Source organism: Vibrio sp. V39_P1S14PM300, from assembly GCF_009904765.1.
Classification (GTDB): domain Bacteria; phylum Pseudomonadota; class Gammaproteobacteria; order Enterobacterales; family Vibrionaceae; genus Vibrio; species Vibrio proteolyticus.
In genome coordinates, this window is sequence record NZ_WXWP01000246.1 from 1 (window position 1) to 22,302 (window position 22,302).

The following is a 22,302-nucleotide window of genomic DNA, read 5'->3' on the forward strand; positions in this document are numbered from 1 at the left end:
CCACCAGATCACACACCATGCAAATACGTGCAGGTGGGTGCTCACCAAAGAATTCTTTAAATACTTTGTTGAAAGATTGGAAATAACGTGAGTCCGTCAGTACCACTTTGACGTGCACAACATCAGCGAGCGTGTAACCCGCTTCTTCCATGATGTCGACACAGTTTTGAATCGCTAAACGAGACTGGTCAACAATGCCGCCTTCAACAACTTCGCCATCAGTCATGGGAGTTTGACCTGACACATATAAAAAACCACCCGCTTCAGTGGCACGTGCAAATGGTAGATGCTGTCCGCCAGTACCAACGCCGCCTTCTACACCATAACGTTTAATTGACATAATATTCTCCAGAAATAAATTTTCACCTATTAAATAAATTTATTAAAATCGTCATTTTCGAGTATTGTTTCTATATATAAATACTCCACTTCTATTTTCAGCGACGTGTCCTTTAGAATAAGACAGTTCACCATTTACAAATACAGATTCAATACCTTGCGCGACAGAAATTGGATTTTCAAAAGTCGCGGTATCTTGAATTGTATTTGGGTTAAATAAAACCAAGTCTGCGTAAGCACCTACTTTTATTACGCCCCGATCTTTTAGTTGATAACGAGTTGCCGACATACCTGTCATCTTATAAATCGCTTCTGCAAGTGAGAACAATCGCTCTTCTCGACAGTAGTGGCCCAGAATTTTGGGAAACGTCCCCCACAGACGAGGATGTGGATGCGGATCGTTTGGTAAGCCATCCGAGCCCACCATGGTGAGTTTGTACTTGAGCACGCGCTTCACATCATTTTCATCCATACAGTGATACACCGCGCCAGCAGGTTGCAACGCTTTCGCCGCGTCCATTAACGGCAATTGCATCTCTTCGGCAATATCTTTGAGCATCTTGCCAGCATGTTCAGGCTTGCTGTCCGACCACGTTATGAAAATATCTATCTCATCCGTGACTTGTTTTAAATCCAGCGTTGAAGAGCTGGCTGAATAGGGGTAACAATCACAAGAGACATCCTGATGGCGAGACACGGTATCCATGAGATCCAACACTTCTACGGTACGTCCCCAATTCCCGGCGCCAGCGCATTTCAGATGAGAAATCACCACTGGCACTTTGGCATATTGACCGGTCTCAAAGGCTTCTTCCATTGCACTGATGATCTCTTCAAACTCGGTGCGCATGTGGGTGGTGTAAATACCGCCGTGATGACCTAAAACTTCTGCCAAACGCATGACTTCCTCAGCATTGGCTTGTTTCGCGCTGGCGTAAGCGAGACCGGAACTTAACCCCAACGCCCCTTCATCCATTGCTTGCGCCAGGGCTTGGCGCATCTGGGCAATTTCTTCATCCGTTGCCGTCCGTTGCAAATCCCCCATGACGTTATTACGTAATGTGGTGTGCCCCACCAATGCGGCCACGTTGACGGCGGGCTGAGCCAAGTGAACCGCTTTGGCGTAATCATTAAATGTCGGATACTTAAAATCTTCGCGTTTACCCAATAAGTTCATTGGATCTGGTGGATTGCCATTTAACACGGCCGGGCTTGCGCTGATACCACAATTTCCGACGATAACCGTAGTAACACCTTGACTGATTTTCGGCAGGCAATCGGGATAACGAATCACATTGGTGTCGTCGTGCGTGTGCACATCAATAAACCCCGGCGCCAATGCAAGGCCATCACCACAGATCACCGTCTTTGCGGCAACCTCACCCAACTGACCGATTTGCGCAATACGATCCTGACGAATAGCCACATCAGCGACAAATGGTGCTGCGCCCATACCGTCAAATACCTGTGCGCTTTTGATAATGGTATCGAACAACATTCTTCACTCTCTTCGTCTGTCGTTTACATGATTTCATCTTAATAATTCTTAAAACTTAAACAGTGAAGAAACACACAAAAAAAACCAATTAGTTTGATAGTTTCTAACATTTTATTTAATCTAACTGAAGATAACCATCTAATATCAACAACTTAAACTGTGTTAGAAGTAGGTACACCATGAAAAACAATCATCAAAAGTGTGATAAAAACTATCACAAAGAGTGTGTTATTACGCCAGGGTACGGAGAAAAAGCGCAACCTGTAACTGATAATGTTGAAGGGCCATACAGTCTGATCCACGAACAAATCTCTCTGCCAGCCGCGGTGATCAAATCGTCTTCACTCCGCAACAATCTTGATTGGATGCAACGATTCGCCGAACAACACAACGTGAAGCTGTCTCCACACGGTAAAACCACCATGACACCCGCGTTTTTCCGACAACAACTGGATCACGGTGCCTGGGGCATTACGGTCGCCACACCTGCTCAGGCAGAAATCGCGGCATTGGCGGGCGCGCGCAACATCATCATGGCAAATCAATTGGTTGGCCGGGCCAATATGACCTTGATCGCCCGCTTGATCGAAGCCCATGGACCCACCTTTTACTGTTGTGTCGATTCCAGTCGTAATGTCGAAGCATTGGAACGCCTCTTTTCCGAGCACCAATTGTCCCTGAATGTATTGATTGAGTTGGGTGTCAAAGGTGGCCGCTGCGGTTGTCGAAGCAAGCAAGAAGCTGTCGAATTGGCCACGCTTATCCACCAGCAGCCTCATCTGGTGTTAAAAGGCATTGAAGTTTATGAGGGCGTTATTCACAGCGAAAATGCAGAACAAGACATTCGTGACTTTCTCAACACGGCATTAAAACTCGCAGCACAACTGCACAGCGATAAGCTGATTGACGCCAAACCTATGGTCACCGGAGCGGGCTCAGCTTGGTATGATGTGGTCTCAGAATGCTTTGCCAACCTAGAAGAGTTTGACGCCATCATTCGCCCAGGATGTTACGCAATTCATGACACGGGCATCTATCTGGATGCACAAAACAAAGTCATGCAGCGAGCTGAAAACAACCAAGGTGCGGCGTGTGATTTAGGCGGTGATCTGGAATCGGCACTAGAGCTTTGGGCATACGTGATTTCTCGTCCTGAGCCCACCAAGTTAGTCGCGGGTTTTGGCAAACGCGATGTTGCCTTTGATGCCGGTTTACCAACACCTCAGCGCGCCTACCGCGATGGCGAGTCCATCTCAATTGATAGTGCAATAACCACGGCAGTGATGGATCAACACGCGTTCATCGAAGTGGACGAAAGCAGCGAACTGCAAGTGGGTGATATGATCGCGTTCTCCACCTCTCACCCATGCTTAACCTTTGATAAGTGGCGAGCGGTCGCCGTGTGTGATGACGAGTATCAGGTCACTCATTGGGTGAAAACCCGCTTCTGATAATGAGCTTAGCGAGGCTTTTCGTTATACTTCATGCCCAATCAATGGAGGCGGCAAGATAGCCTCCATGTCAAAATAGGAACACAGCTTGAGTTTAGACATCGATATTATTTCTCAAATCACTGAACGTTTTAGTGCGCTGCGCGAGGCCGAAAAAAAGGTCGCGAAATTGATCATGGACGATATCCAAACCGCTGCGAATGCCAGCATTACCCAATTGGCAGAAAGCGCGGAGGTGAGCGAAGCAACGATCACCCGATTTGCCAAAGCCATTGGCTGTAAAAATGTGCGTGATATGAAGATCAAACTGGCGCAGACATTAACGGTTGGTCAGCGCTTTATCCTTGAGCCACCCGATCAAAGTGGTTACCAAGGCATCTATGAATCGATCAAACAAACGCTCGACATTAACCGTAGCCTGATTATTGAAGAAGATATCGACACTGCCGTGAACTGGCTTCACAACGCAAGACAGGTGATCACAGTAGGCATGGGAGGCGGCTCAACAATTGCTGCGCAAGAGATGCAGCATCGCCTGTTCCGTTTAGGATACCCCGTAGTGGCCTACAATGACGGCCTGCTCTCGCGGATGATTGCCGCCACAGCAGATGCGAACGATGTGTTGGTAATGATGTCGGCAACCGGTTATACACCCGCCATCGTAGAAACCGCACAGCTGGCGAAACAATACGGCGTGAAAGTCATCGTTATCACGCCCAAAAATACGCCGCTCACGGAGCATGCAGATCTGATGTTACCGATTGAACATCAAGAGACAGATTTCATTTATAAACCCTCTGCCTCTCGTTATGCGATGTTAGCTTTAGTTGATGTGCTTTCAATGGCGTTGGCGGTCAATCACAAACGACGTTCGAGAGACAAATTACGTCGACTCAAAGTCGCGCTAGACTCCTACCGTGGTGGTTTAGAAAGACAGCCGCTGGGTGATTAGCATACCAAATTTTTGAAGCCATAAGCGATTATGCTGTTTGACGCGTCAGGTTCCAGTCTTTCCAGACGGGTTCAACGCCGGAGGGTAACCAAAGGTTTCGGCCAAGCTCCATCCAAGGCGAGGGATAATGAAAATCGCTGCCTTGTGAAGCCAACAAGTTGTGTTGCATGGCATAGTCAGCCAAGTTTCGTCGCTCTTGCTGAGCTTGTTGCGGCTGAGCTACCTCCATCGCGTCCCCTTCGGCGTCAACGAATGCCGCGAGCAGGCGCTTAATCCATTTGGCGGTCAAATCATACCGCCCCGGATGCGCCAATACCGCCTGACCACCCGCCGCATGAATCGCGGCCACGGCTTCGGCCATAGAGCACCAGTTCGGCGGCACATAACCCGGATTGTTGCGGGTAAGGTACTTTTTAAACACTTGCTGCATGGTTTTTGCGTAACCATTTTCCACCAGCCAGGCAGCAAAGTGCGCGCGAGTGATCGGAGCATCACCGGCAATCTGCTGAACTTCCTCCAGCACTCCATCGCGTGTCGCCTTACTCAACCGACTGGCGATCAGCTCTGCGCGCCCCTGACGATGTTGCTTTTGCTGCTCAATGAGCGCCGTCAGTGCTGGCGATTGCGGGTCGATGTTTAACCCAACGATATGAATATCTTTGTTCTGCCATACAGTGGAAATCTCAATGCCGTTCACCAGTTGAATGGGCAGTTGCTCACTTTCAATGTAGTGTCTGGCCGGCGCCAGACCGTCAATCGTATCGTGATCTGTGATGGCCAACACGTCAATGTCAAAGCCCAATGCTCTGTCAATCAAAGCTTGTGGTGTCAGTCGTCCATCCGATGCAGTCGTATGGCTGTGTAAATCTATTCTCATATTTCTGTTTTTTCGCTTTTTCGGGCTTGACTTTTCTCTCTCGCACTAGTTAACTAGTACACAAATACAAACACCCTGATGTGGAGCCCCCATGTTACAAGAATTTAACCAGAACCAGAACGACAAAGTGTCGGTTGATGCTCAAGCATCCGCTGAGCTGAACTGGTGGCGCACCTGGACAAGTTCTTGGTGGGCTAACGTGTACTTTTAATTCAGTCGAATATTGTCACTAAGCCCGCGCCAAAGCGGGCTTTTTTATTTTGTCGTATTGCTCATCACCCATTGTTTATTTCACCACCGAAAACAAGAAAAGCAGATTGGGTCACGCCACGCATTGTGCGAGTATGTACGACAGGAAGATACAAAATGATGAGGGATGTCTTGTGAACAAGGCCATAGAAATCAAAAAACTGGGTAACATTGAAGTCATTTATACTGCTGTACCTTATGCGCAGGATCCAACCCGTTTGTTTCACACTCTGTGTGAAAATAAAACCGACAGCCTGTTGCTCGAATCCGCAGAAATTGACTCCAAACAAAACCTCAAAAGTTTGCTACTGGTGGATTCTGCGGTCCGCATCGTTTGTCGCGGCCATCAGGTGTCCCTGACCGCACTCACAGGCAATGGCCGTAACTTGCTGGCCCACTTAACTCACAATGTCCGCGATGATGTCGCCGCTCATTTCGATGGGCATGCGTTAACCCTGACGTTTGAGGCGCCCTGTGACACACTGGACGAAGATTCACGTCTGCGTGAAGCCTCTTCTTTTGATGCGCTGCGTCTGATCCAGCACAGTTTTGATCTGGCGGATCATGATAAATATGCCCTGTTTCTGGCCGGTTTGTTTGCCTACGATATGGTGGCAAACTTTGAACCTTTGGGTCAGGCAGAGAGCAATAACCAGTGTCCAGACTATGTCTTTTACGTCGCAGAGACCTTGCTGGTGGTTGATCACCAGAGCGAAAACTGTCAGTTGCAAGCGACACTCTTCAACGGCAATCACGCAGAAAAAGACCGCTTGGACGCCCGGATAGCGGATATCAGCGCGCAGTGCGTATCTCCAAAGACGTTACCTCAAGCTCAAAAACTGGCTCGGGTCGACGTAGATGCCAGCGTCTCAGACACCGACTTCTGCCAGATTGTGCGCGATCTGAAAGAATACGTTGTTAAAGGTGATATCTTCCAGGTGGTGCCATCACGCCGCTTTACATTGCCTTGTCCCTCGCCATTGGCGGCCTACAAAGCGCTCAAAGAGAGCAACCCTAGCCCTTACATGTTTTACATGCAGGACGAGCTGTTTACCTTGTTCGGTGCCTCACCAGAGAGTGCTCTGAAGTACGAAACAGAAACCAATCAAGTAGAAATATACCCTATCGCCGGGACCCGTCGGCGTGGCAAACGGGCGAACGGTGAGATTGATTTCGACCTAGACAGCCGTATTGAACTCGAACTGCGCAGCGACAAAAAAGAAAACGCAGAGCACATGATGTTGGTCGATCTCGCACGGAACGACGTGGCGCGCATTGCCACTGCAGGTACGCGTCACGTGGCCGATTTACTCAAGGTCGATCGCTACAGTCATGTGATGCACCTGGTGTCGCGTGTGGTGGGCCAGTTACGTGATGATCTTGATGCGTTACACGCTTATCAGGCTTGTATGAACATGGGGACGCTCACTGGCGCTCCGAAGATCCGTGCCATGCAGTTAATTCGTGACGTAGAAGGCGCCCGACGCGGCAGTTACGGCGGTGCGGTCGGCTATCTGACCGGAGAAGGCACACTGGATACCTGTATCGTGATTCGTTCTGCATACGTTGAAAATGGCGTGGCTCAGGTACAGGCTGGTGCAGGCGTGGTCTTCGACTCCGATCCTCAGGCAGAAGCCGACGAAACACGTGGCAAAGCACAAGCCGTCATCTCTGCGATTCAGACAGCGCACCAGGCATAAGGAGTCTTCCCATGGCGAACATTGTATTTATCGACAACTTTGACTCATTTACTTACAACCTGGTTGACCAGTTCCGCTCTCTGGGTCATCAGGTCACGATCTACCGCAATCACATTGATGCAGCCGCTATCGATGCTGCTGTCCGTCAGTTGGATAACCCCGTTGTACTGTTGTCACCGGGCCCTGGCGCACCTTCCGAAGCCGGTTGCATGCCCGCTTTGATCCAGCGTTTAAAAGGTCACGTGCCGATGATCGGCATCTGCCTGGGTCACCAAGCCATTGTTGAGGCCTATGGCGGAACCGTGGCTGGTGCGGGCGAAATCATTCACGGCAAAATATCGATGATGGAACATGAACAGCACGCCACTTATCAGGGGCTGCCCTCACCTCTGGCGATCGCCCGTTACCATTCCTTAGTGGCGACTCAGGTACCAAGCAGCCTGACGGTCACCGCGGAAGTCGATGGCCTGGTGATGTCCGTGGTTCACGAAGAGGACAAAGTCTGCGGCTTTCAGTTTCACCCGGAATCCATCATGACAACCTATGGTGCAACCCTGCTGGCCAATGCGATTGAATGGGCTCAGGAACAGCAACAATAAGAATAAGATTTAGGGAGAAAAATTATGCAGCACATCATCAACAAATTATACGAACAAACGTCCCTTTCCCAACAGGAAAGTCAGGAACTGTTTGACGTCATCATTCGTGGCGAACTGGACCCGATTTTAATGGCGTCGGCGCTGACAGCACTGAAGATCAAAGGTGAAACACCCGATGAAATCGCTGGCGCCGCCAAAGCGTTACTGGCAAACGCTAACCCGTTTCCACGCCCGGACTATGACTTTGCGGATATTGTCGGCACCGGAGGCGATGGTCATAATACCATCAACATTTCAACCACGGCCGCGTTCGTAGCCGCCGCATGTGGCCTGAAAATTGCCAAACACGGAAACCGCAGTGTGTCCAGTAAGTCCGGGTCATCTGATCTGCTCGATTCGTTTGGCATCAATCTGGCGATGAGCGCAGACGATACCCGTGCTGCTATCGATGATTTGGGCGTCGCTTTTTTATTTGCGCCGCAGTATCACCAAGGCGTCCGTCACGCAATGCCGGTACGTCAGACCATGAAAACTCGTACCATTTTCAACATCCTAGGGCCATTAATTAACCCGGCTAAACCCAATATCGAACTGATGGGGGTCTATAGCGAAGAATTAGTACGCCCAATCGCAGAAACCATGCTACAAATGGGGATGAAGCGTGCCGCTGTCGTTCATGGTAGTGGCTTGGATGAAGTGGCTATTCATGGTGATACCACGGTTGCTGAGATCAAAGACGGTCAGATTCACGAATACACCCTGACCCCAGAAGATTTCGGCCTGACACGTCATCAGCTCGACGCGATAAAAGGCGGCGACCCACAAGAAAACCGAGCCATCATCACCCGCATTCTTACCGGGGAAGGCACTGACGCCCAGCTCGGCGCCGTCGCTGTTAACGTGGCCCTGTTGATGCGCCTGTTCGGTCATGAAGATCTGAAAGCCAATGCGCAAACAGCGATTAATGCCATGAATTCAGGAAAAGCTTACCAGTTGGTACAACAACTGGCACAACGAGGTTAGGACATGAGTCAGTTATCGGAACATATTTCGCTACAGGAAACCCAGATGGCCAAGGTGCTGGCGAAAATTGTCACGGACAAATACACCTGGGTGGAAGCGCGTAAGCAGATTCAGCCCCTCAGTAGCTTTAAAGATGACTTAGTGCCTTCCGATCGCGATTTTTACGCCGCACTCAGTACTGGGAAAACCGCGTTTATTCTGGAGTGTAAAAAAGCGTCGCCATCAAAGGGACTCATCCGAGATCACTTCGATCTGGACTACATTGCTTCGGTTTACAATCGGCACGCCAACGCCATTTCGGTGCTGACGGACGAAAAATATTTTCAGGGTAACTTTGATTTTCTTCCTCAGGTTCGCCGTATCGCCAAACAACCGGTGCTGTGCAAAGACTTTATGGTCGATACCTATCAGGTCTATTTGGCTCGTCACTATCAGGCGGACGCGATCTTACTGATGCTGTCGGTACTAAACGACGATCAGTATCGTGAACTGGCTGACGTCGCTCACGCGCTGGGCATGGGCATTTTGACGGAAGTCAGCAACGAAGACGAGCTTGCTCGTGCAGTCGCTCTGGATGCCAAAGTGATAGGTATCAACAACCGTAACCTACGGGACCTGTCAACTGACCTTAATCGCACCAAGCAGTTGGCCCCACAAATACGTCAATTGGCGCCCGATGCGATCGTCATTTCTGAGTCCGGCATATACACCCACCAGCAAGTGCGTGATTTGTCCTGTGATGCGGATGGCTTCTTGATTGGTAGCTCACTGATGGCAGAAGACAATCTGGAACTAGCCGTACGTCGGGTGACGCTGGGCGAGAATAAAGTGTGTGGCCTGACCCAACCAGATGACGCTGCCAAAGCTTATCAGGCTGGGGCTGTCTACGGTGGTTTGATTTTCGTTAATGCTTCAAAACGAGCCGTCAGTCCGGAAACCGCCCGCCTCACCATGAGCGGTGCCCCGCTGCAGTACGTTGGCGTGTTTCAGAACCACGACAACGACACTATCTACTCACTGGCGACCGAACTCGGTTTAAGTGCGGTGCAATTGCACGGTGAAGAATCTCAGCAGCAAGTTGATGCACTGCGCGCCCGCTTGCCAGCCAAGATTGAAATCTGGAAGGCTTACGGAGTCACTGACGCGATGCCAACGCTGCTGGACACCAACGTTGATCGTCACCTACTGGATGCCAAAGTCGGCAGTCAATCCGGAGGAACGGGTCAGGCTTTTGACTGGAGTCTTCTTACAGATACGCGCCAAATCATGCTGGCCGGCGGTCTCAATGCCGATAACGCCAGGCAGGCCGCCCAATTGGGTTGCTTGGGGCTGGATCTCAACTCTGGCGTAGAAAACGCCCCTGGAAAAAAAGATTTGATAAAGCTGCAACAAGCATTTGCAGCAATCCGAGATTACTAATATTACAGGCACGGCCCGCCGTGCCAGATAAGTGAAGGAATAGGAATTATGGCAAAACTTGATGCCTACTTTGGCGAATACGGCGGTCAGTACGTCCCGCAAATTCTGGTCCCGGCTTTAGAACAATTGGAACAGGCGTTTATCGACGCCCAGGATGATCCAGAGTTTCGCAGTGAGTTCATGACTTTGCTGCAAGAATACGCAGGCCGTCCGACGGCGCTGACCCTCACACGCAATCTGACCAAAGGCACCAAAACCAAACTGTATCTGAAACGTGAGGATCTACTTCACGGTGGTGCTCACAAGACCAACCAGGTGCTGGGTCAGGCGCTGCTGGCCAAGCGCATGGGCAAAAACGAAATCATTGCGGAAACGGGCGCTGGTCAACATGGCGTCGCAACAGCGTTAGCTTGTGCCCTGCTGGGACTGAAATGTCGTGTCTATATGGGTGCCAAAGACGTTGAGCGTCAAAGTCCGAACGTGTTTCGTATGAAACTGATGGGCGCAGAAGTTATACCGGTCCATTCGGGGTCCGCAACCCTCAAAGACGCCTGTAACGAAGCGCTACGTGACTGGTCAGCCAGCTATGAAGAAGCGCATTATCTGCTGGGTACGGCAGCAGGCCCTCACCCATTTCCGACCATCGTACGTGAGTTCCAACGCATGATTGGCGAAGAGACCAAAAACCAGATCCTGGCACGTGAAGGCCGTTTACCCGATGCGGTGATCGCCTGTGTGGGCGGTGGTTCCAACGCCATTGGAATGTTCGCTGATTTTATTGAAGAAGAGTCGGTACGCTTAATCGGGGTCGAGCCAGCTGGTAAAGGGATTGACACTGACCAACACGGCGCACCTTTGAAGCACGGCAAAACCGGTATCTTTTTTGGTATGAAAGCACCACTGATGCAGGATTCAAATGGTCAGGTTGAGGAGTCTTACTCCGTCTCTGCCGGTCTGGACTTTCCGTCTGTCGGCCCACAGCATGCCTACCTCAATGCGATCGGTCGTGCCGAATACGACAATATTACTGATGATGAAGCCTTGGAAGCCTTCCAGCTATTGGCTCGCAACGAAGGGATCATCCCGGCTCTGGAATCCTCGCACGCGCTGGCCCATGCCTTGAAAATGGCGCAGGCCGAACCTGAAAAGGAGCAATTGCTGGTGGTTAACCTTTCTGGCCGGGGTGACAAAGACATCTTCACCGTACACGATATTCTGCAAGAGAAAGGAGCACTTTAATGGATCGTTACCAAGCTATGTTTGAGCGCCTGAACAGCCACAACCAAGGCGCATTTGTTCCTTTCGTTACTGTCGGCGACCCAGACGCTGAGTTGTCATTACAGATCATGCAAACCCTGGTGGAATCAGGCGCCGATGCGCTGGAACTGGGTATCCCGTTCTCAGATCCATTGGCTGATGGCCCAACCATTCAGGGCGCTAACATCCGCGCACTGGATTCAGGCGCCACGCCAGACATCTGCTTCGATCTGATTGGCCAAATCCGCGCCAAGTATCCACAATTGCCGATTGGCTTACTGATGTACGCAAACCTGGTTTATTCGCGTGGTATCGACCATTTTTACGCGCGCTGTGCTCAAGCCGGGATAGATTCTGTACTGATTGCTGATGTGCCGACCAATGAGAGCGCTGACTTTGTTACTGCGGCCAAAAAGCACGGAGTGCATCCGATTTTTATTGCCCCGCCAACAGCCAGTGACGACACATTACAATCAGTCGCCCAACTTGGTAGTGGGTACACATACCTGCTCTCCAGGGCTGGTGTCACGGGTGCCGAAACCAAAGCCAATATGCCGGTTGGCGATATGCTGCAACGTCTGAATCAACATGATGCGCCACCTGCCCTGCTCGGATTTGGGATTTCAGAACCACAGCAAGTAAGACAAGCTCTGGAAGCCGGTGCCGCGGGCGCCATTTCAGGATCTGCAGTGGTAAAAATCATTGAAACACATGTGACGCAGCCGGAAACCATGTTAGAACGTCTGGCGACATTCGTCTCTTCCATGAAGGCTGCAACACAAAAGTAACACATTAAGCTTGTGCCACGTATGAGATCGGTTTCCTAAACGTTATTGGAAATCGATCTTTTTGTTAACACACCTCCTGAATTTTCTCCTCATCTCTGGCCTTAGCAAAAAACCAATCCAACCCGCAAAACACATTCACAACATCAATAGCAAACGTTTGCTTTTGATGTTTTTTGCTGCCCCACATCAATAAAAATAGAAATAATTGGCTCAACCAGTGGGTGGGCATATTGATAATTGTGAAAGATACGTGTAAAAAGCGATCCGAAATATTTATCTACTGAACAAATATCAATCAGTCGGTAATTCTGGGATATTAATTGTATTTAGCACAGAGGTTATGGAAGTGTTAAAAGAAAAGAGTTTACTAAACAACATTGGTGTTCAGGTTGTGATCGCCATGATCGTCGGCACAGCCGTTGGTGCCACAATGGGTCATGATGCATCCATGTTTGCACCACTTGGCGCCATCTTTATCAACCTGATCAAAATGCTAGTGATTCCATTGGTGGCCGTTGCCCTGATCTCCGGCGCAGCTGGTCTGGGGAACAGCCAATCAGCAGGAAAAGTTGGCTTTGTCACACTGGGCTATTTTGGCCTTACATCCGCTCTGGCCGTCGCACTGGCGCTGATCATGGGTGAAGTCTTTAAGCCAGGAATGGGCATCGACGTGTCTGGTGTCGAGGGCATGTTCTCATCCGAGTATGCTTCAAAAGGCGAACTACCTTCTTTCTGGGCAACCATTACCGGTATGATCCCAACCAATGTTTTCCAATCCCTGAATGACGCTAATATTCTGCAGATCCTGGTGTTCTGCATGTTCTTCGGTATTGCGATCTCAAAACAAGCGAAAGAGCGTCGTGAACCCATCATCAACGGCGTGAACTGCATCGTTGATGCGATGGTCTGGATGATCAACAAAGTCATGGTCATTGCTCCAATCGGCGTATTTGGTCTGATGGCGGAAGCCGTGGGTACGTTCGGTTTCGGCGCTTTGATGGTGGTCTTCAAACTGTTTGTCGTATACGTGGCCGCTATCCTGATTTTCGGTTTTGTGGCTTACCCTCTGATGGTGCATCTGTTTACTAAGACTTCAGCCAAGAAATTCCTAGTAGCAATGAAAAAGCCTCAGGCCGTGGCACTGTCGACGGCTTCGTCAATGGCAACACTACCGGTTACCATGAACACTTGTGAGAACGAACTCGGCGTTAGAAACTCAACCGCTTCGTTTGTATTGCCTCTGGGCGCGACCATCAATATGTCAGGTAACGCGATTTACTACGGCCTGGTTGCGATTTTCTTTGCTCAGTTGTTCAATATCGATCTCGGCATGGGCGCCTACATTGCGATCATCGTGACCTCGACACTGGGTGCCGTCGGTCAGGCGGGCGTACCAGGTCCTTCGTTCCTGGTGGTTGCGGTATTGCTGGCTGCCGGTATTCCAATCGAAGGCTTACCTCTGCTGTTCGCTCTTGACCGTATTTTCGACATGATTCGTACCGCGTTGAACATCACCGGTGACGCCGCATGTGCCGTGATTGTGGATGCGCTGATCGAAGAAGAGCAACAATCTGAGATGCAAAAACAACAAGCTTAATCGTTAATTTGTATCGAAAAATACGAAAGCCACCTGAAAAGGTGGCTTTTTTTGTGGTTTAGTGACGTATTTTACATAAACCGGAAATCATATGCAGCAATATTGGCATACAACAAGTTTGTTAAGCTAGATTGGTTTTAACAACGATTATTATTAACAACGTCAGTAAATTAAATTATGAATCTGGAATCACAACTAAAGGATCTAGTGTGTTCAGAATCACGTGTTGACATGTCCATCAGCCAACTGTTTGATTTTGTTCTTCACTTTACGCACTCATCCGCAAACTCATCGTTCATGCCTTTACTGGCAGAACGCCATAAGCAACGTATTCTCCAAACCTTTCCTCATTTATCCGACTCAAATCTGGCTACGATTTTCAGCCACTCGAGTGACATCGATCATGAGTCACTCTCCCTGACTGAACTTTCCGAAACAGAACGGTCTATAGAGCGTCTGGCGCTCACACACTTTCAGCACTGGCTTGAATTCTGGTGTGAATTGGAAATTTATCAGATCAAAGCGCGTTACAAAGATGCATCCGTGGTGTATTTGAACAATCAGAAAGTGTCTTATAACGATGAGGATTATCATTGTGAGCTGATCGCCAACATTGCCGAGTGTGAACAACGTTATATGACACTGCATTTTGAAACACCGATGCAATTGTCCGATGCCGTTGCCCTGATCAATCTGGAATTGTTTGTTCGCGGCGAGTCCTGGTTTGAAATGCTCAGTTGCCTGGATTTATCGCGCCAGGGTCAGCATCTAGTGATCACACAAAAAGCAGAACCCGGCTTGCCACCGCTGTTGGTGTGTACCGGGTTGATTCAGGACTGGCAAGTGCGTCATCACTGGCTGAGTTATGATAAGTCGTTTCAGAGCAAACCCTGGAATATGTGTTGGTCACCTTATGCAAATGAATGCTTTAAAACTGACGAATTGGTGGTACAGTTACCAACTGTAACATGTGAGACTGCTTCGGAGTTTGACCAAATGTTTGCGCGCTCGCTTGTCAAGCCAGAGCGTATTTGCGAGTTTCTCCGCCTGACCGTCAGTGGTACAAGCCAGCAAAAGCTTTACTATCTGTATCTGGGGCAAAAACTGTCGGCGCAGCGGTTATGTGAACACGGTTATGCGATTGCGCTCACCATTATTGAACAACCGTTTATTCTGGATTATTACAGAGTGATTGACGAAGCCGCTTATACCACCTTGTGTTACTGCGATATTAACCATGATGGTGTTATCACCTACCGGGGATTCTGGAACGTAAAGAACATGCATGCTGAAATGAAAAAGCTCGATTTCCGCAGCTATAAAAAACTGGTTAAACAGTCTCGTTTACAGCAAGCCCGCGAAGGACTGGCTGATGCTTGATATTCTGCCGTTTGTCTCGATGCTCAACCCAAAATCAGTGACCCTGCTCACTGTCATCGCTATCATTCTGGTGTGGTTAGGCTATTACTGTCTCAAACTCAAACAAAAAGGGGAGGCTGTCTTTGGCAGCTACCATCTGCCTTACATCGCGTATTCGGTCTGCATCGTTTTCTGGATTCTGAGCAACTGCTACTTCCACACCGATCTCTTGGTGACCTCCGGTAAAACCATGGGAATCTACATGGCCAGGTTTGCCAATCTGGCGTCGTACTTTGCGTTCGCATTTGCTTTTTACTTTACCTGCAGCCTGACAGCGATGCAGCAAAAGCGGCCTATCTACACCTGGCAGAAGTTGGTGTTCTTCGGTTTTTCTGGCTACTCCCTCTATATCAATGTCTTTACCGATCTCACGGTTCAGGATATTACTGTGTATGCACCCAGCCAGTTTGCACTCGCTTTTGGCCCGCAAACCTCGCTGTTTTTCACTGTTGTGTTCGCTTTGGTGGTGCTCACTCTGGTCAATCTGCTCACCATGCGTGGGGACGGATCACGTCTGCGGCTGACTCGCCGCAACTACATGATTGCCGGCATCCTGATTTTTATGTTCTCAACGGCCGCCATCCATATGGGCGTGACGTATTTCTTCGACGACTTCTCGCTTACCTGGCTGCCACCGGCATTATCAATCAGCGAAATGCTGTTCGTCGGTTACGCGCTGATCACCTCACGTTTTTACAGCAGTAAATACCTGTTCTTTCTGGCACTGACCACCACGGTAACCAGTGTCTTGTACCTGTTGCCACTGTCCGTCGCACTCGACTACAGTTTTTACCAATTTGAACTGATCGTGCTGTACACCGCCATTCTGGGGCTCACTTGGCAACGGGTGTTCAACAGCGTGAAAAAATACACTAGCCTGATGGTGTACAACTCCCCTTTGCCGCCAACGGAACAGATATACTCTCTGGTAGAAGAGTTTCAGTCTTCGCCCTCTCAGGCCATTCAGAAACTGGCCAAACTGCTTAACGTGCCAAGCAGCAAAATGCAACTGGTTAAAAGCTCGCCAGATGCGGAGCTGTATACCGATTACTTGTCTGAAAATCATGAAGCGCTGGTCTTCGAAGAGATTGAAGACAAACTGGATAATGCCATGAGTCAGGACGCCCTCGCCGCGTTGCACCATAAAATGAGTCAGAACGACGCCGCCATCGTCATGCCATTGTTCGACAGCGGGCACATGATTTCGCATCTGCTGATTTCAACGCACAAACAAGATGGGCGTTTGTTTTCAAACGAAGAAGTGGTCGCGTTGGAAAAGGTGCTCAAGCAGGTGCAGGGGTACATCAACTCGGATCGACGCATCCGGCAATCTCAGGCACTGGCCAATTCGATTGCTCACGAGATGCGCAACCCGCTTACCCAACTACAGCTGCACCTGGAAACACTGCAGATCCAGGCGCAGACGCACGCCGAACCTGATGTGCTGATTGGCGAAATCGAAAAAGGCAAAGCCGCGATCCGTCGGGGCAAGCAGTTGATCGACATTATTCTGCGCGAAGTCAGCAACTCGTCGCTCGATCAAGAACCAATGATGATCTCATCGATCAAACGCCTCCTGTTGCAGGCCATGAACCAATACGGCTTTGAAAGCGATCAAATTAAAAACCGGGTACAGCTTAACGTCGACAAAGACTTCTCCGTTCGGGTGAACGACACCTTGTTTAACTTTGTGGTGTTTAACCTGTTGCGCAATGCGATCTACTATTTTGATTCCTACCCTGAGAGTCAAATCGAAATTTCAACCCGCGCCAGCTTCCATGAAAATCTGGTCATTTTCCGCGATACTGGCCCCGGCATTCCGGAAGACATCCGGACACAAATTTTTGACGACTTTTTCAGTCACAATAAGAGCGGTGGCAGCGGGCTTGGGCTTGGCTATTGTCAGCGCGTGATGAGTTCGTTCGGTGGCAGTATTCAATGTCATTCAAAGTATGGTCAATACACGGAATTTCATCTTATTTTCCCGACGCTTTCCGTCGAAGGCCCCACTTACGACGAGCCACTGACCACAAAAACGGTCGCGCCAAGCATGTCATCCATCGCCCAGTCGCTCCACATGAACAGTGTCACGCAGAACGTCCCTCAGGCTGACAAAACCATTCTGGTCGTGGACGACAAAGAAGTGCAGCGTGCTCTGGTGAAGCTTTATCTGGAACAACTCGGGTTCGATGTGATTCAGGCCAACAATGGCAAAATTGCGGTTGATATTTTCCAGAATAACCCCATCGACCTGGTGATCATGGACATTCAAATGCCGGTGATGAACGGCTTTGAAGCTGCCACCAAGATCAAACAGTTAAGTCCCACCACCCCAGTGATCGCCTTGTCTGGCGAGTCCGGAAACCGGGAGTTAGAACTGATTAACAGCTTAATGGATGGGCGACTGAGCAAACCGACCAATAAAGCGGATCTGGCCGCGATTCTCAATCAATCCCTGTTCGCCAGTCGCTCACCTGTCGCTTAAAACGCTCAATGCCAGCGAAAAGCTGGCATCTTATATGCTTTATTTCGTAGGAACTGACCGCGTGCATTTTTTGCCGCCCATGCGAAAGGAGCATTACCATGGAACTGGATCGCACCACGTATTATGACCTGATTCACCACGGCGTAACGTCCCTGCTAGCGGAACGCTTTGGCCACCACACTGACGTGGATTATCACCACTACCTCAGCCTCACTACAGGCAAATCCTGCTGTTTTGCGATGAGTGATGAGGAACTGCGAAGCGTTGTCGATGAGCTGAAAAACGAAGGCTATCTGGAAGATATCAAGCGTCCGTTAGGACTAAATTCGTCGTCAGCCTGTCAATAATTTGTTTCGTTTTGTCTCTAACGGTTTTGCTGCCGGTAAGTTTTGGTTAGACTGGGGGCAATTCATCATTAGGAACGTATTGAAGTAATGAAGCAACTGATTGATTTTATTCCACTGATTATCTTTTTTGTACTGTACAAGATGCAAGATATTTATGTGGCAACCGGCGCTCTGATTGTCGCCACAGCCGTGCAAATCGTTGTAACCTACCTGCTGTACAAGAAAGTTGAGAAAATGCAGTTGATCACGTTTGCTCTGGTCGCCATTTTTGGCTCCATGACCATACTGCTTCACGATGACAACTTCATTAAATGGAAAGTGACGATTGTCTACGTGGTGTTTGCATTGGGTCTGAGCATCAGCCACCTGATCGGCAAATCCGCCATTAAGAGTATGCTTGGCAAAGAAATTACCTTACCAGATAGCGTTTGGAGCCGTATCAACTGGGCTTGGGTTGGCTTTTTCAGCTTCTGCGCAGCGCTCAACATCTATGTTGCCTACGAATTACCACTGGATGTGTGGGTCAATTTCAAAGTGTTTGGCTTACTGGCAGCCACACTGGTATTTACCCTGTTTACCGGCGTGTATATCTATAAGCACCTGCCAAAAGATCAACAGAAACAGTGATGCACTGGTCGGTGATGAATTCTCCGGCTCTTTTGATATAATCCTCGATTATTTTTGAGCGGCCCTTTTGGCCGCTGTTTTGTTTAATTGGATGTCAAAATGAGTCAGGAAATTCACTCTCCAAGAGGCCAACTACTACTACGCACTTTAGCGATGCCCGCTGATACCAACGCAAATGGCGATATCTTTGGTGGCTGGATCATGTCCCAACTGGATCTCGCGGGTGGCATTTTAGCCAAAGAAATCTCCAGCGGGCGCATTGTCACAGTGTCTGTATCGGACATTACGTTCAAAAAGCCCGTACGCGTGGGTGATGTGGTGTGCTGCTATGGCGAATGTACCAAAATTGGCCGCACTTCCATGTCGATTAATCTGCAAGTTTGGGTCAAACCCGTCAAAGAACACGGCGTCGGCGAGCGCTTTATGGTGTGTGATGCGACGTTCAATTATGTCGCCATCGATACTGAAGGGCGTCCTCGCCCGATTCAGAACGCGAACTAGTCTCACTATTTGCACCCCAATGGTGGAAAATCCTCTGAGTTAGAGTAAATTAGAGAGACTTACACCTTATAAGGACAGCTAATATGTGGTACGTGATTTTTGCACAAGATATTGATAACTCATTGGACAAGCGAATGAGTGTTCGTCCCCAGCATCTTGAGCGATTACAAGCACTTCAGGATGAAGGTCGCCTCCTCACCGCTGGGCCTATGCCGGCGATCGATTCCGATAACCCCGGTGAAGCCGGTTTTACCGGTTCCACTGTGATCGCAGAATTTGATTCGCTGACTGACGCTCAGTCCTGGGCCGAAGCAGACCCTTATGTCGAAGCCGGTGTCTATGCTAATGTCATCGTAAAACCATTTAAAAAAGTATTCTAAAATGAAAAATTATATTGTAGCCGCGTTGGCTGGCTTGGTTTTAATGGGCTGCTCGTCCAGTTCCAAAGAGCAACGTCAACTGGAGCTGATCGCCAGTAATCGTGCCAACCTGATCATGGCCGAGTTGCCGATTGAGCGTGGTCCGCTGACCATCATGCGTGCCAGCGCCAAAAAGACCACCATCGAAATCATGATGATTTACAACCAGGACGCGCCGGGTGCGAAGCCAATTAAACAGGTTCTGGCACACAGCATGAACAGCTACTGCACCAACGACAGCGTAGCCGCCAACCTTGAACTTGGTATCGATTACCGCATTAAGATGCGCAGTAGCCGTGGCCAGTTGATGGTCGATCAGATGGTTAATCGTGATACGTGTAACGCACTGAATAAATAGTAAAAATGCCGCTTTAAAGCGGCATTTTTTATGGCTGAATTCAAGCATTTTCAGCCCATTCGCTACGCAGCACTTTCGCTGCCGAGACTAAGTTCGCCAAGGCGGCTTCTGTCTCGCTCCAATTACGCGTCTTCAGACCACAATCCGGGTTAACCCACAAACGTTCGGCCGGAATTTTCTCAGCTGCCTTACGTAACAACCCTTCAATCCATTCTTCGCTTGGGATGTTTGGCGAGTGGATATCATACACACCCGGACCAATCTCATTCGGATAGTTAAACTCTTCAAACGCTTTGAGCAATTCCATGTTAGAACGCGAGGTTTCAATCGTGATCACATCAGCATCCAGTTCTGCCACTGACTCGATGATCTCATTGAATTCGCTGTAACACATGTGGGTATGGATCTGCGTCTCTGGTTTCGCGATAGCGGCCGAGATCTTGAACGCTTCCACCGCCCACTTCAGATACGTTTGATGATCGCGTTTTTTCAGCGGTAAACCTTCACGAATGGCTGGTTCATCAATCTGAATGATGTTGATTCCTGCCGATTGCAGATCGTTGACCTCATCACGCAGGGCAAACGCCAGTTGCTGAGCGATCTCTTGGCGACTGATATCTTCACGCGGGAAAGTCCAGCACAGAATGGTGACCGGGCCTGTCAGCATCCCTTTCATCTGCTTTGAGGTCAAAGACTGTGCATAGGTTGACCAGGCCACGGTAATCGGCTGTTCACGTTCAATATCTGCCACGACAATCGCGGGTTTCACGCAGCGCGAGCCATAACTTTGTACCCAGCCAAATTGAGTCGTCTGGAAACCCGCCAGATTTTCGGCGAAATATTCCACCATATCGTTACGTTCGGCTTCACCGTGAACCAGCACATCCAAATCAAGCGCTTCCTGACGCTTCACCGTGTCGGCGATATGCGCCTGCATTGCCTCAATGTATTCTGCTTCAGACAATTGGCCGGCACGATAGGCGCTACGCTGGGTGCGGATCTCGCCAGTTTGAGGAAATGAACCAATCGTAGTGGTTGGCAATAGGGGCAGGCCTAAGACTTCATTCTGATGAACCGCTCGCTCAGCGTACGGCGCACTACGTTGAGCCAGTGCGGCCGTTAGTGTGTTCAAACGAGCTTTCACAGCAGGTTTGTTCACATGGGAGGCTGAACGGCGAGCTAGGATCGGCTGGCTGTAGGTATCGCACGCTAAGATAGCGTCCTGATCCCCATCCAGCGCTTTGCCCAATAGCGCTACTTCCGTCACTTTCTGTTTGGCAAACGCAAACCAGTTTTTAACTTCATCGCTCAGTGCCGGTTCCAGTTCCAGGTCAACAGGGCTGTGCAGCAGTGAGCACGAGCTGGCGAGCCACAAACGTTCTCCGAGTTGTTGCTTTATCGGCTCCAGGCGCTCACGCCATGCCGCCAAATCCGCGCGCCACACATTACGGCCATTCACCACCCCGGCAGACAGAACCCAATCCTGTGGCAATTTCTCAACGACTGCTGCCAGTTGTTCAGGCGCCGCCGACAAGTCAACGTGCAAACCCTGAACCGGCAGCTCGACAATACGCTCAAGCGTGTCTTCCACCGAATCGAAATAAGTGGTCAACAGCAGTTTGACTTCGCCCTGAATCACCTGATAACCCAGCTTAAACGCATCCAGCCAGGCTTTGTCCAGTTCAAGGGCCAGAATAGGTTCATCAATTTGTACCCATTCAATGCCGTGATTCGCCAGTTTACTCAAAATGCCCTGATAGGCCGTCAGAAGACGTGGCAACAGAGACAGACGGTCGAAGCCTTCATCCACTTCTTTTCCCAGATACAGGTAACTCAGTGGGCCCAGTAGCACTGGCTTCACCTGATGTCCAGCAGCGACGGCTTCACCGACCTCTTCAAACAGCTGAGGCCAGCTCACTTCAAAGCGGTCATCCCGGCTGAACTCAGGCACGATATAGTGATAATTTGTGTTAAACCATTTGGTCATGTCAGATGCCGCGCTACCACTGCAACCACAGTCTGATTGTGATTGACCACGACCAACGCGGAATAACGTGTCCAGATCCGGAGCACCGTTTCGATGACGCTTAGGCACATGACCAAGCAATAGCGTGGTCGTTAACACATGATCGTACCAAGCAAAATCGCCAGCAGTAACGTAACTCAACCCCGCATCTGCCTGCGTGTGCCAGTGTGTTTGACGTAAATCCGCTCCCACTGTTTTCAATGCCTGCTGATCAATTTCACCGCGCCAGTACTTCTCTAACGCGAATTTTAGTTCTCGTTTTTCACCAATGCGCGGATAGCCAAGAATGTGCGTTGTTGTCATATCGTTTCCCCTTACTGTTGAATTCTCACCGACAGACAAAAGATGTCTGGATGGCTAAAACTATCGCG

Annotated in this window: 21 protein-coding genes and 1 other annotated feature; of the genes, 17 read left to right on the forward strand and 4 right to left on the reverse strand. The window is 49.6% G+C overall.

The window, feature by feature from the left end:
- A partial coding sequence (locus tag CAG65_RS12380) for a RidA family protein (RefSeq protein ID WP_161453830.1) occupies nt 1-340 on the reverse strand: 340 nt, incomplete at its 3' end.
- A 51-nt stretch (nt 341-391) separates the two neighbouring features.
- Nucleotides 392-1,837 (reverse strand): N-acyl-D-amino-acid deacylase family protein, encoded by a 1,446-nt coding sequence (locus tag CAG65_RS12385; RefSeq protein WP_161453831.1) that lies wholly within the window; start codon nt 1,835-1,837, stop codon nt 392-394.
- A 179-nt stretch (nt 1,838-2,016) separates the two neighbouring features.
- Here CAG65_RS12385 and CAG65_RS12390 point away from each other — a divergent pair, with 179 nt between their 5' ends.
- Complete coding sequence (locus tag CAG65_RS12390; protein ID WP_161453832.1) at nt 2,017-3,288, forward strand: amino acid deaminase; 1,272 nt, start codon at nt 2,017-2,019, stop codon at nt 3,286-3,288.
- Between the two features lie 88 nt (nt 3,289-3,376).
- Nucleotides 3,377-4,240, forward strand: a complete 864-nt coding sequence (locus tag CAG65_RS12395) for a MurR/RpiR family transcriptional regulator (protein WP_021703648.1) — start codon at nt 3,377-3,379, stop codon at nt 4,238-4,240.
- A 28-nt stretch (nt 4,241-4,268) separates the two neighbouring features.
- Here the strand turns inward: CAG65_RS12395 and rnm are convergent, their stop codons facing one another.
- Nucleotides 4,269-5,117: an RNase RNM gene (gene rnm, locus CAG65_RS12400; RefSeq protein WP_161453833.1), complete on the reverse strand. Its 849-nt coding sequence runs from the start codon at nt 5,115-5,117 to the stop codon at nt 4,269-4,271.
- Nucleotides 5,118-5,208: 91 nt separating this feature from the next.
- Between rnm and CAG65_RS12405 the strand changes: the two genes are divergently transcribed.
- The 15 genes from CAG65_RS12405 to CAG65_RS12475 all read left to right on the forward strand — a co-directional run bounded on the left by CAG65_RS12405 (nt 5,209) and on the right by CAG65_RS12475 (nt 19,905).
- Nucleotides 5,209-5,328, forward strand: coding sequence for a trp operon leader peptide (locus tag CAG65_RS12405; protein WP_040902131.1), 120 nt, complete (start codon nt 5,209-5,211; stop codon nt 5,326-5,328).
- Nucleotides 5,275-5,376 (forward strand) — a sequence feature (Trp leader region). (Overlaps the previous gene by 54 nt.)
- Before the next feature lie 124 nt (nt 5,377-5,500).
- Nucleotides 5,501-7,066, forward strand: coding sequence for an anthranilate synthase component 1 (locus CAG65_RS12410; protein ID WP_161453834.1), 1,566 nt, complete (start codon nt 5,501-5,503; stop codon nt 7,064-7,066).
- Nucleotides 7,067-7,077: 11 nt separating this feature from the next.
- Nucleotides 7,078-7,665 carry an aminodeoxychorismate/anthranilate synthase component II gene (locus CAG65_RS12415; protein WP_021703651.1) on the forward strand — a complete coding sequence of 196 codons (588 nt, stop codon included), beginning with the start codon at nt 7,078-7,080 and terminating at the stop codon, nt 7,663-7,665.
- Between the two features lie 24 nt (nt 7,666-7,689).
- Nucleotides 7,690-8,688 (forward strand): anthranilate phosphoribosyltransferase, encoded by a 999-nt coding sequence (gene trpD, locus CAG65_RS12420; protein WP_161453835.1) that lies wholly within the window; start codon nt 7,690-7,692, stop codon nt 8,686-8,688.
- 3 nt (nt 8,689-8,691) lie between these two features.
- A complete protein-coding gene (gene trpCF, locus CAG65_RS12425) occupies nt 8,692-10,107 on the forward strand; it encodes a bifunctional indole-3-glycerol-phosphate synthase TrpC/phosphoribosylanthranilate isomerase TrpF (protein WP_161453836.1) in 1,416 nt (471 codons plus the stop codon).
- A 48-nt stretch (nt 10,108-10,155) separates the two neighbouring features.
- Nucleotides 10,156-11,346, forward strand: coding sequence for a tryptophan synthase subunit beta (trpB, locus tag CAG65_RS12430; protein WP_161453837.1), 1,191 nt, complete (start codon nt 10,156-10,158; stop codon nt 11,344-11,346).
- Nucleotides 11,346-12,152, forward strand: a complete 807-nt coding sequence (trpA, locus tag CAG65_RS12435) for a tryptophan synthase subunit alpha (RefSeq protein WP_161453838.1) — start codon at nt 11,346-11,348, stop codon at nt 12,150-12,152. Before trpB ends, trpA begins: the two co-directional genes overlap by 1 nt.
- Before the next feature lie 340 nt (nt 12,153-12,492).
- Nucleotides 12,493-13,749, forward strand: a complete 1,257-nt coding sequence (locus tag CAG65_RS12440) for a dicarboxylate/amino acid:cation symporter (protein WP_021703656.1) — start codon at nt 12,493-12,495, stop codon at nt 13,747-13,749.
- A 231-nt stretch (nt 13,750-13,980) separates the two neighbouring features.
- Nucleotides 13,981-15,129: an acyl-homoserine-lactone synthase gene (locus CAG65_RS12445; protein ID WP_161453839.1), complete on the forward strand. Its 1,149-nt coding sequence runs from the start codon at nt 13,981-13,983 to the stop codon at nt 15,127-15,129.
- A complete protein-coding gene (locus CAG65_RS12450; RefSeq protein WP_161453840.1) occupies nt 15,122-17,653 on the forward strand; it encodes a hybrid sensor histidine kinase/response regulator in 2,532 nt (843 codons plus the stop codon). Before CAG65_RS12445 ends, CAG65_RS12450 begins: the two co-directional genes overlap by 8 nt.
- A gap of 98 nt (nt 17,654-17,751) precedes the next feature.
- Nucleotides 17,752-18,000, forward strand: coding sequence for a hypothetical protein (locus tag CAG65_RS12455; RefSeq protein WP_021703659.1), 249 nt, complete (start codon nt 17,752-17,754; stop codon nt 17,998-18,000).
- Nucleotides 18,001-18,087: 87 nt separating this feature from the next.
- A complete protein-coding gene (locus CAG65_RS12460; protein WP_021703660.1) occupies nt 18,088-18,627 on the forward strand; it encodes a septation protein A in 540 nt (179 codons plus the stop codon).
- Between the two features lie 99 nt (nt 18,628-18,726).
- A complete protein-coding gene (yciA, locus tag CAG65_RS12465; protein ID WP_021703661.1) occupies nt 18,727-19,128 on the forward strand; it encodes an acyl-CoA thioester hydrolase YciA in 402 nt (133 codons plus the stop codon).
- Nucleotides 19,129-19,211: 83 nt separating this feature from the next.
- Nucleotides 19,212-19,508: a YciI family protein gene (locus CAG65_RS12470; protein ID WP_161453841.1), complete on the forward strand. Its 297-nt coding sequence runs from the start codon at nt 19,212-19,214 to the stop codon at nt 19,506-19,508.
- Between the two features lies 1 nt (nt 19,509).
- A complete protein-coding gene (locus tag CAG65_RS12475) occupies nt 19,510-19,905 on the forward strand; it encodes a GspS/AspS pilotin family protein (protein ID WP_021703663.1) in 396 nt (131 codons plus the stop codon).
- 40 nt (nt 19,906-19,945) lie between these two features.
- Here CAG65_RS12475 and metE read toward each other — a convergent pair whose 3' ends face one another.
- Nucleotides 19,946-22,234, reverse strand: a complete 2,289-nt coding sequence (gene metE, locus CAG65_RS12480) for a 5-methyltetrahydropteroyltriglutamate--homocysteine S-methyltransferase (RefSeq protein WP_161447774.1) — start codon at nt 22,232-22,234, stop codon at nt 19,946-19,948.
- Between the last annotated feature and the right edge of the window lie 68 nt (nt 22,235-22,302).